Below are 9,267 nucleotides of genomic sequence, written 5' to 3' on the forward strand. Positions count from 1 at the left end.
TATCACACGAGCTGGTGAAGTCGATATCGCGTGCAATCGGGCTGCCCTGGAACGAGCACTGCGCCGGGTCGGCGGTAATCACCACGGGCACCGACTTCTGTGCGGCGACAAGTGCGGGGTTGGCGTATTGCAGCAGCGCAGGAAACACCGCGAAGTACGTCAGCGCCGCAATCAGGCAACCGCCCATGATGATGGGCTTACGGCCTATCTTGTCGGACAGCGCACCAAAGAAAATGAAGAACGGCGTACCGATCACCAAGGCCACGGCAATGAACAGATTGGCCGTGGTGGCATCCACCTTGGCAATCGTGGTCAAGAAGAACAGCGCATAAAACTGGCCCGTGTACCACACCACGGCCTGGCCAGCGGTCAAGCCCACCAGTGCCAGTATCACCACCTTCAGGTTCTTCCACTGGCCGAAGGACTCGGTCAGCGGGGCCTTGGAGGTTTTACCTTCGGCCTTCATCTTCTGGAAAGCGGGCGACTCGTTCATGGTCAAACGGATCCACACCGACACACCCAGCAGCAAGATGGACACCAGGAACGGAATACGCCAGCCCCAGACATCAAAGTCGGCACCCAGCACTTCGCGGCAGCCCAAAATGACGATCAGCGACAGAAACAGCCCCAGCGTCGCCGTGGTCTGGATCCAGGCCGTATAGGCGCCGCGTTTACCTTGAGGGGCATGCTCGGCCACATAGGTGGCGGCACCGCCGTACTCGCCGCCCAGAGCCAGCCCTTGCAGCATGCGCAAGGCCACCAGGATGATGGGGGCGGCAATGCCGATGGACGCATAGCTGGGCAGCAAGCCCACCACAAAGGTGGACAAACCCATGATCAAAATGGTGACCAAGAAGGTGTACTTTCGCCCGATCATGTCGCCTAAACGGCCAAACACAATCGCGCCAAAAGGCCGCACCAAAAAGCCCGCCGCAAACGCCAGCAGGGCAAAAATATAGCCGGAGGTGGGATCGAGTCCGCCGAAAAACTGCTTGGCGATGATGGCCGCCAACGAGCCGTACAGATAAAAGTCATACCACTCGAAAACCGTGCCGAGCGAGGACGCGAAGATGACCTTCTTTTCCTCACCCGTCATGGGCCGTGGGGCCATGCCCGCCGTTGTCGTTGCCATACGTTTGTCTCCTAATGTTGTGAGGGCCACCTCTAGGGTGACCTGCATGCAATTTAAAAAAACACCCTGACCATTTGCTGACAAAAACACACATTCACTTACGCTTTAAGTACATACCCTTGGGTGGAGTTTTCGTAAGTTCATGGTCAGTGTCGCTCTCCACACTGGCGCTGCGGTCACAAGGCCCCACCCGTTTTGCTGGCGGGGCCTTCCAACACTTCACAACACCTCAACCTCCAGGAGACACATATGACGGACCCCATCGTGGCCAGAATCGAGGCCAATCCCAAATACCATGAGCTCAAACGCAAGCGCAACGGCTTCGGCTGGCTGCTCACCGCGCTGATGATGGTCGCCTACTACGGCTACATCGGACTGATTGCGTTCGACAAATCATTTTTAGCCACCCCCATGGGTGCGGGCGTGACCAGCATCGGCATTCCCATCGGGATGGGCGTGATTGTGTTCACCGTACTGATCACCGCCATTTATGTGCGCCGCGCCAACAGCGAATACGACCGTCTGACCGCTGAAATCCTGAAGGATGTCGCCCAATGAAAGCTATCCTGAAATCTCTGGGCGCGGTAGCGCTGATGCTGGCAGCCGGTGCGGTACTGGCCGCCGGTGGCGACCTGGGCCAGGTAGACAAGCAGCCCACCAACTGGGTGGCCATCAGCATGTTTGGCATCTTTGTGGTGGGCACGCTGTTCATTACCAAATGGGCGGCGGCCAAGACCAAATCGGCCTCCGACTTCTACACCGCAGGCGGTGGTATCACCGGCTTCCAGAACGGCCTGGCGATTGCGGGCGACTACATGTCGGCGGCCTCCTTCCTGGGCATTACCGCGACCGTCATGGCCTTTGGCTACGACGGCCTGATCTACTCTATCGGCTTCCTGGTGGGTTGGCCGGTCATCACTTTTCTGATGGCCGAGCGCTTGCGCAACCTGGGCAAATTCACCTTTGCCGACGTGGCCGCGTACCGCTTCCAGCAAACCCCGATCCGCATGTTTGCGGCCTCGGGTACGCTGGTGGTGGTGGCGTTCTACCTGATCGCCCAGATGGTGGGTGCCGGTGCACTGATCAAGCTGCTGTTTGGCCTGGACTACTGGATCGCGGTGGTGATTGTGGGCGGCTTGATGATGGTCTACGTGCTGTTTGGCGGCATGACGGCCACCACCTGGGTGCAAATCATCAAGGCCTGCATGCTGCTGGCGGGCGTGACCTTCATGGCCTTTATGGTGCTGGCGCAATTCAGCTTCAGCCCCGAAGCACTGTTTGCCAAAGCAGTCGAAGTCAAAACCCAGTTCGCCCTGAACGACGGCAAGATGCCCGATGCCGCGGCCAAGATCGGCCTGTCCATCATGGGACCAGGCGGTTTTGTGAAAGACCCGATCTCGGCGATTTCCTTCGGTATGGCGCTGATGTTTGGTACCGCCGGTTTGCCGCACATCCTGATGCGCTTCTTCACCGTGCCGAATGCCAAGGAAGCCCGTAAGTCCGTGCTGTGGGCGACCACCTGGATTGGCTACTTCTACGTGCTGATCTTCATCATCGGCTTTGGTGCCATCACCCTGGTGCTGACCAATCCCGAGTTCGCGGATACCGCCAAAGGCATCATCAAGGGCGGCGGCGGATCGAGCAATATGGCGGCCGTGCTGGTAGCCAAGGCCGTGGGCGGCAACGTCTTCTTTGGCTTCATCTCGGCCGTGGCATTTGCCACCATCCTGGCAGTGGTGGCGGGCTTGACCTTGTCGGGTGCCTCGGCCGTGTCGCACGACCTGTACGCTACCGTGTTCAAAAAGGGCAAAGCGGACAGCGCCTCTGAACTGAAGGTATCACGCATCACCACCGTGGCGCTGGGTGTCGTGGCCGTGGTGCTAGGTATTGCGTTCGAGAAGCAAAACGTCGCCTTCATGGTGTCCCTGGCCTTCGCGATTGCGGCATCGGCCAACTTCCCGGTGCTGTTCATGTCGGTGCTGTGGAAAGACTGCACCACCCGCGGTGCCGTCATTGGCGGCTTCATGGGGCTGGTCTCATCCGTGGGTCTGACCATCGTGTCGCCTGCGGTGTGGGAAGCGACGCTGGGTTATGCCAAGGGCTCGGCCCTGTTCCCGTACACCTCGCCAGCGCTGTTTTCCATGACCATCGGCTTTGTCGGCATCTGGCTGTTCTCGGTCCTGGACCGCAGCCCGCAAGCCGCCAAAGAACGCGATGCCTTCAAATCGCAGCAAGTGCGTTCGGAAACCGGATACGGTGCCTCGGGCGCATCAGGACACTAAACACGTTTGCCCAACATGGCCTTCTGAGCGGGCCATCCCAAACCGTTTGTGCAGGTCTGGTCGAAACCTTTCGATCCGGCCGGTCCAAACGGTTTTTTTGTTTTAGCCCCCAAACTTACCCGACTGGGCGCGCTGGGCAATCAGCGCCCACACCGCCAGCCTGCCAGGACCATCCAGGGAGCGCCAGGCACCGATTTCGTCCAGCGTTCGCAGGCAACCGATGCACTGCTGGCCCCGTACGTCCATCACGCAGATGTCGACACAGGGCGATGCCACTTCAGCATCTTTTAGGCCTCCAGCGCATATAGCGCCTGCACGGGCAGCTATGGAATCCATAGTATTCACAGCACTACGTCCGCCACCGGCGCACCCGTTAGACGCACCAGGTCGTCGGGCGAGAGCGCAAACACCGCGTGCGGATGCCCGGCGGCCGCCCAGATCTCGGCAAACCGAAACAGCTCCCTGTCAATCAAAGTGACGCTGGGCACGGCGTGCGCCACCGGGGCCACGCCACCAATGCTGAAACCCGTACGGGCCTTCACAAACGCCGCGTCGGCCCGCCCCACGGGCCCTACCCGTGCGGTGACTTTCTGCTCGTCTACCCGCCGGTCCCCCGAGGTGACGACCAGCACGGCGGCGTCGTCGGATAGGCGCTTAAAAATGATGCTCTTGGCGATTTGCCCCACCGCAATGCCCAGCGCATCGGCCGCCTGCTGCGCGGTGCGGGCGGCATCGTCCAGCATCTGCGGCAGGTGCGGGTGGCCTTGGGCTTGCAAGAGCGCGGCCACGCGTTGCACGCCTTCGGGCAGAGGCTTGAGTTCAGCGCCGCACATCAGTAACCCCGCTCGCGTTGCACCAGGCCGTCCACCGGCTGGCCTTGCAATAGCGCCTGCAGCTTGGCGATGATCTGCGCCAGGCTTTCTGCCTCTAGCGTGCGTGCCGACATATGCGGGGTGATACTGATCTGCGCATGGCCCCAGAACGGGTGTTCAGGCGGCAGCGGCTCGGTGCGGAACACGTCCAGCATGGCCCCGGCCAGGTGGCCGCTGTCCAGCAGAGCCAGCAGGTCGGCATCCACCAGGTGCGCACCGCGCGCCACGTTAATGACGTAGCCGCCCGGCTGCAGCCGTGACAGATTGCGGTGGTTCAGAATGTTCTGCGTGTCTACCGTCAGCGGCAGCAGGCAGACCAGCACCTTGCTGGCCGCCAAAAAGGCATCCAGCTGGTCGCCGCCTGCGAAGCACTGCACGCCATCTACCATTTTGGGCTGGCGGCTCCAGGCGTTGACCGGGAACTCAAAGCCCCGCAAAGCCTGCACCACCCGCGAGCCCAGCACGCCCAGGCCCATCACGCCCACCGGGAAGTCGCTGCGCATCACCACTGGGTGATAGCGCCAGCGCCGGGCGCGGGCATCGGCCTCATAGGTATCCAGCCCCCGAAAATGCCGTAGTACGGCATGGCACACGTATTCGGCCATTTGCACCGCCATGCCCGCGTCTTCCAGCCGCACCACCTGGGTCTGCGGGGGTATGCGCAAGCGCATAAGCGCATCCACGCCCGCGCCCAGGTTGAACACGGCCCGCAGGCCCGGCTGTTCGTCAAAAAACGCCTGCGGCGGGGTCCAGGCAATGGCGAAATCCGCCGGAGCGCTGCCAGGGCTCCACAGCGCCACCTCGGCATCGGGCCACACTGCGTGCAGGCCATCGATCCAAAACTCTGCCCGGCTATCGGGGTTGTACAAAGCGATCCGCATCCCAGTTTCCTTTTGTTTCAGATTTTCCGCATATTGTGTCCGCTGGCGCGGCGGCGGTGCCTAGAATTTGCCATCCCATTCCACGACGGAGACATCCATGACAAGCACCCCCAGCGAATTTGTTTGGTACGAACTGGTCACCAGCGACGGCCCGGCCGCCGAGCGCTTTTACCAGGCCGTGGTGGGCTGGACGACACAGGACGCGGGCATGCCCGGCATGCGCTATGCCTTGGCATCGGCAGGCCGCACCCAGGTAGGCGGCATCATGACCTTGCCCGCCGAAGCCAAGGCTGCCGGTGCACAGCCCGGCTGGTGCGGCTACATCAGCGTGCCCGATGTGGATGCCCACGCCGCCCGTGTGGTGCAAGTGGGCGGCACGGTACATGTACCGGCCACTGATATCCCCGGCGTGGGCCGGTTTGCCATGGTGGCCGACCCACAAGGCGCGGTCTTTGCACTGTTCAAAGGCCTGCCCGCCGAGCGCCCTGCCCCGCCGCCTGCAGGCACGCCCGGCACCTTTGGCTGGCACGAGCTGCACGCGGTGGACGATGCCGCAGCCCTGGCCCTGTATGTAGATTTGTTTGGCTGGACCGCCGCCGAAACCATGGACATGGGGCCCATGGGCACCTACCAGCTGTTTGCCACCGGTGCTGCGCCCGTGGGCGGCATGATGCGGCGCGCAGACGGCGGCACCCGCGCCAGCTGGCTGTACTACATCCATGTGGAGCAGATCGACGCAGCGACCGATCGGGTACGCGCCCACGGCGGGCAGGTGCTCAACGGCCCGATGGAAGTACCCGGCAATATGTGGATTGTGCAGTGCACCGACCCACAAGGCGCGCAGTTTGCGCTGCTGGGAACGCGCTGAAATACTATGGTTTATATAGCTGCCAGCGCAGGTGACATCTGCGCTAGAGGCCTATTTTTCTTAAATTTAAACCCAGGCAACCCAGCCCCGCACCCGCCGCACCAAAGCCTTTAAAAATGACCATAGCAGCACCAGCAGCCAGATGCTCAGCACTAACACCACGCACAGCACCACGCCAAAGCTGACCGGGTAGTGCGCGGCCAGCCACAGCGCGCCGACGCTCATGCCATCTTCCAGAAAGCTCAGGGCGAGGTTGGAAAAAGGTTCGGGCGAGGTATTCACGGCCGCGCGCGTGGCGGCTTTGGTGGCGAACGAGGTGGCGGCCAGCGAGCCGCCCAACAAGGCGGCTACCGCGCCCATGGTGCCGCTATCGGCACCAAACACCGCAGCGGCCAGCGCCGCCCCGGCGGGGATGCGCACCACCGCATGCAGCACGTCCCACAGGCTGTCGAGCCCCGGAATCTTGTCGGCAAAAAACTCTATAAACAGCATCGCCCCGCTGGCCGCCAGCATGGCCGGGTGCTGCAGCACGTGCAACCCGGCAGGCAGGGTCCACCAGCCCAGCGCCCCGGTCAGCCCGGTGGCAAACACCACGGCGTATAGGCGGATGCCGCTGGCCCAGCCCAGCGCAGCGGCCAGCGCCAGCAGCGCGGGCATGTCCAGATGCGCGCTGCCCTGGGCCAGCGCGTCTGCTGCCGTGCTGGCACCGCTGTGGCCCAGGGTTTGTAGCCAGGTGCTGAAGCTATCCATGGCGCCGTGGCTTTAAGGGGCCGGGGCGTCGGCCGGTTTCACCCATACCACCACGTTGTCCACCGCGTACAACTGGCACGGGGTCTTGCTGATGCGGCGGCAACGCGCCAGAGCGCGGTCGGACGGGTCGGCGGGTTCGGTCACATCCGCCGGGTCCAGGCCCGCCGTGGCAATCACCTTCTCGGACGAAAACGCAAAGGCGCGCGGCAGCGGCAAGTCCAGCCACTGGCGGTAGATCTTGCGCACGGTTTCGGTTTTGAAAGGCAGGGCGTCGATGTCCTCCACCTTGGCGAAACCCGACGCGGTGTAGGGCACGATCACCGGCGCAACCCCAGGCAAGACGGGTAGCACCGCAGTGGCTTCGACCACCGCCTCGGCGGGCAGCGGCGGCAGCGCGGGCAGTTTCGCGCTGGTGTCACGTTTTTCCATCAGGCTGCGCAGCGCGTCGGGCAGTTGCTTTGCCCAGGCCAGCATGGCTTCGTCGTTGTCCATAGCCTGGGCGGGCACAAATACGCGGATGCGGCCGTAGTCGTTGCGCGAATACTTGGTATAGACCACCTCGTACACCGCGCCGGGCAGACGTACCGATTTGGCCTGTACCCACTGCTGGGCTTGGGCGTAAAAGTCGGCTTGGAGGCCCAGCAAATGGCCGCTCCGCTTGAAAATTTGCAGGCATTCGGGCATGGCCAGGGTGCTGCCAAAGTCTTCGCTGTACTGCGGGTTGTGGGCGCTGCAACGCTCGGCCTTCCAGTCGGCCGCCAGGGTGGTGCGCGAGGGCATCTCCAACACAATGCCACCGCGCATCCGGCCGTTTTGCACGTCCATGGCGTAAGCCGCATACACCGGCGACCGCGGCGGCGGGCCCTGCGTCGTGCTCCACTGCGCCTGAGCGATGTAGGTCCAACGGCCTTCGGGCAGCACCAGGCTGCGCGAACCAATAGTGACCTGCTGGTCCAGAATGTCTTTGGCTGGCGGGTTGCCGGGGATTTCGAGGGCCAGTGCGCAAGGCACCAGCGCGGCCAGCCCCAGGGCAAGGCACAGGCGCTGGACGGTTGTAACGATCTTCATGGTGTCTCTTTGGCTTATGGGTATAGGTGCATGAACGGCGGCGAAGGTTACCGCACCCGCGGATGCTACGGGAAGTGCCAGAACGTATTTACGCCCCTCGCAAACCCATGAACGCCACCATACCGTCGTAGTCGCGGTCGTTCTGGATCAGGTCGCAATCGTTGCGGATGCACCAGGCCCCCACCAGCAGGTCGATGGGGCTGCGCACGGTAAGGCCTTTGTGGCGCAGGTCGCGGTAAATGTCGGCGGCCAGCAAGGCGATGGCCTCGCCCCCTGCGGTAACCACTGGCAAGGCGGCCAGGGCCTGTTTGGCCAGCCGCAGCTCCTGCGGGTGGCGAAAGCCGCGCAGCACTTCCATCAGCACCACGTCCAGCAGCACCAACTCGTGGGAGCTGTCGTTCAGCACGGCATCCAGCGCCTCGGTGTGCGGCGTGGCCGGGCCTTTGAAGTAGTCGATCCAGATGCTGGAATCGGCCGTGATCACGATTTTTTAACCGCGTATTCCGCCGTGGGCGACTGCAGCACGGGCTCGGTGGCGCTCCAGTCGCCGTCCAGACTCCACTGCAGCTTGCCGCGCAGGGCGCGCAAGTTTTGGTAGGCGGCGCGGCGGGCCAACAGACGCAAGCCTTCTTCCACCGCGTCGCGCTTGGTTTTGAAGCCCCCAGCCTGCATGGCGGCATCCATCAGCTGGTCGTCGATGACGATGTTGGTGCGCATAAACGCCTTAGTGTGTATAAATTTAATAAATTATACACACTGATGCCAAAAAAACGATGGGGCGGATCGCTCCGCCCCATCGCATGCCGGTGCGCCGTGGTTTAAGCCACTGGCACCATTTGCTTGACCAAAGCCATGCGCTTGCTGGTGTGTGGGCCCGTCAGCACAAAGCCGTGCGCGCGCTCCGGTGCGTCTGCCGGGGCAAACCACCATTCGCCCAGCGTCTGCTCAACCCACGCACCCAGATGGCCGGGTGCCGGTGGGTGCGCCACGATGGGCAGGGCCGGGGTTTTGATGGCCACCGGCATGGCGGCAAATTCCAGCGTGGCCATATTGGCACCACTGCCAAACAAATTGGCCGCCAGCACTTTGGCCGCCGCCATGATGGGCATCACATAGGGCAAGGTACGGCCGGTGGGCGCACCGGGGCTGGCGGCACTGGCGTACTGCGCGCCGTCGCCCAGCGCCCACACGTGGGGGGCACTGGTTTGCAACTGGCGATTGACGACGATGCCGCGCTCGCAGGCGATGCCCGCAGCCTGGGCTAGCGTGGTGTCGGCCCGCAACCCGATGGCGCTGAGCACCACGTCGGCGGCAAGGGTCTGGCCGTTGCCCAGGGTGAGCGACAACGCACCGTCCAACGGCTCCACGCTGTGCACCGTGGTGCCCAAATGCCACTGCACCGACAGACCCGCCA

General features: G+C 62.9%; 12 protein-coding genes. 3 read left to right on the forward strand and 9 right to left on the reverse strand.

What is annotated here, in order from left to right:
- A partial coding sequence (locus tag ABI213_RS13140; RefSeq protein WP_348027444.1) for an MFS transporter occupies positions 1-1,132 on the reverse strand: 1,132 nt, incomplete at its 3' end.
- 249 nt (positions 1,133-1,381) lie between these two features.
- Here ABI213_RS13140 and ABI213_RS13145 point away from each other — a divergent pair.
- Both ABI213_RS13145 and ABI213_RS13150 read left to right on the forward strand, forming a co-directional pair.
- A complete protein-coding gene (locus tag ABI213_RS13145) occupies positions 1,382-1,690 on the forward strand; it encodes a DUF485 domain-containing protein (RefSeq protein WP_348007862.1) in 309 nt (102 codons plus the stop codon).
- Entirely contained in the window at positions 1,687-3,414 is a 1,728-nt protein-coding gene (locus tag ABI213_RS13150) for a cation acetate symporter (RefSeq protein ID WP_348027446.1), read from the forward strand. Before ABI213_RS13145 ends, ABI213_RS13150 begins: the two co-directional genes overlap by 4 nt.
- 102 nt (positions 3,415-3,516) lie before the next feature.
- Here ABI213_RS13150 and ABI213_RS13155 read toward each other — a convergent pair whose 3' ends face one another.
- From ABI213_RS13155 to ABI213_RS13165, 3 genes are all read right to left on the reverse strand, one after another.
- On the reverse strand, positions 3,517-3,690 hold the full coding sequence (locus ABI213_RS13155; RefSeq protein WP_348027448.1) for a DUF1289 domain-containing protein: 174 nt from the start codon (positions 3,688-3,690) through the stop codon (positions 3,517-3,519).
- Between the two features lie 65 nt (positions 3,691-3,755).
- Positions 3,756-4,247 carry a YbaK/EbsC family protein gene (locus ABI213_RS13160; protein ID WP_348005457.1) on the reverse strand — a complete coding sequence of 164 codons (492 nt, stop codon included), beginning with the start codon at positions 4,245-4,247 and terminating at the stop codon, positions 3,756-3,758.
- Complete coding sequence (locus tag ABI213_RS13165; RefSeq protein ID WP_348005456.1) at positions 4,247-5,167, reverse strand: glyoxylate/hydroxypyruvate reductase A; 921 nt, start codon at positions 5,165-5,167, stop codon at positions 4,247-4,249. The genes ABI213_RS13160 and ABI213_RS13165 overlap by 1 nt, the downstream gene beginning before the upstream one ends.
- A gap of 97 nt (positions 5,168-5,264) precedes the next feature.
- On the opposite strand from ABI213_RS13165, the gene ABI213_RS13170 reads away from it, so the two are divergent.
- Complete coding sequence (locus ABI213_RS13170; RefSeq protein ID WP_348005455.1) at positions 5,265-6,035, forward strand: VOC family protein; 771 nt, start codon at positions 5,265-5,267, stop codon at positions 6,033-6,035.
- Positions 6,036-6,101: 66 nt separating this feature from the next.
- Here ABI213_RS13170 and ABI213_RS13175 read toward each other — a convergent pair whose 3' ends face one another.
- The 5 genes from ABI213_RS13175 to ABI213_RS13195 form a co-directional block, all read right to left on the reverse strand.
- Entirely contained in the window at positions 6,102-6,692 is a 591-nt protein-coding gene (locus ABI213_RS13175) for a DUF4126 domain-containing protein (RefSeq protein WP_348005458.1), read from the reverse strand.
- A 105-nt stretch (positions 6,693-6,797) separates the two neighbouring features.
- Positions 6,798-7,853 (reverse strand): hypothetical protein, encoded by a 1,056-nt coding sequence (locus ABI213_RS13180; protein WP_348027450.1) that lies wholly within the window; start codon positions 7,851-7,853, stop codon positions 6,798-6,800.
- 88 nt (positions 7,854-7,941) lie between these two features.
- Positions 7,942-8,337, reverse strand: coding sequence for a PIN domain-containing protein (locus tag ABI213_RS13185; protein ID WP_348027452.1), 396 nt, complete (start codon positions 8,335-8,337; stop codon positions 7,942-7,944).
- A complete protein-coding gene (locus tag ABI213_RS13190; RefSeq protein ID WP_348027454.1) occupies positions 8,334-8,570 on the reverse strand; it encodes a type II toxin-antitoxin system VapB family antitoxin in 237 nt (78 codons plus the stop codon). Before ABI213_RS13190 ends, ABI213_RS13185 begins: the two co-directional genes overlap by 4 nt.
- A 101-nt stretch (positions 8,571-8,671) precedes the next feature.
- Positions 8,672-9,267 (reverse strand): FAD-dependent oxidoreductase (locus tag ABI213_RS13195; RefSeq protein ID WP_348027456.1); only part of this gene is annotated, 596 nt, incomplete at its 5' end.

The sequence above is a fragment of the Rhodoferax sp. genome, from assembly GCF_039922535.1.
In the GTDB taxonomy this organism is placed as follows: domain Bacteria; phylum Pseudomonadota; class Gammaproteobacteria; order Burkholderiales; family Burkholderiaceae_C; genus Rhodoferax_B.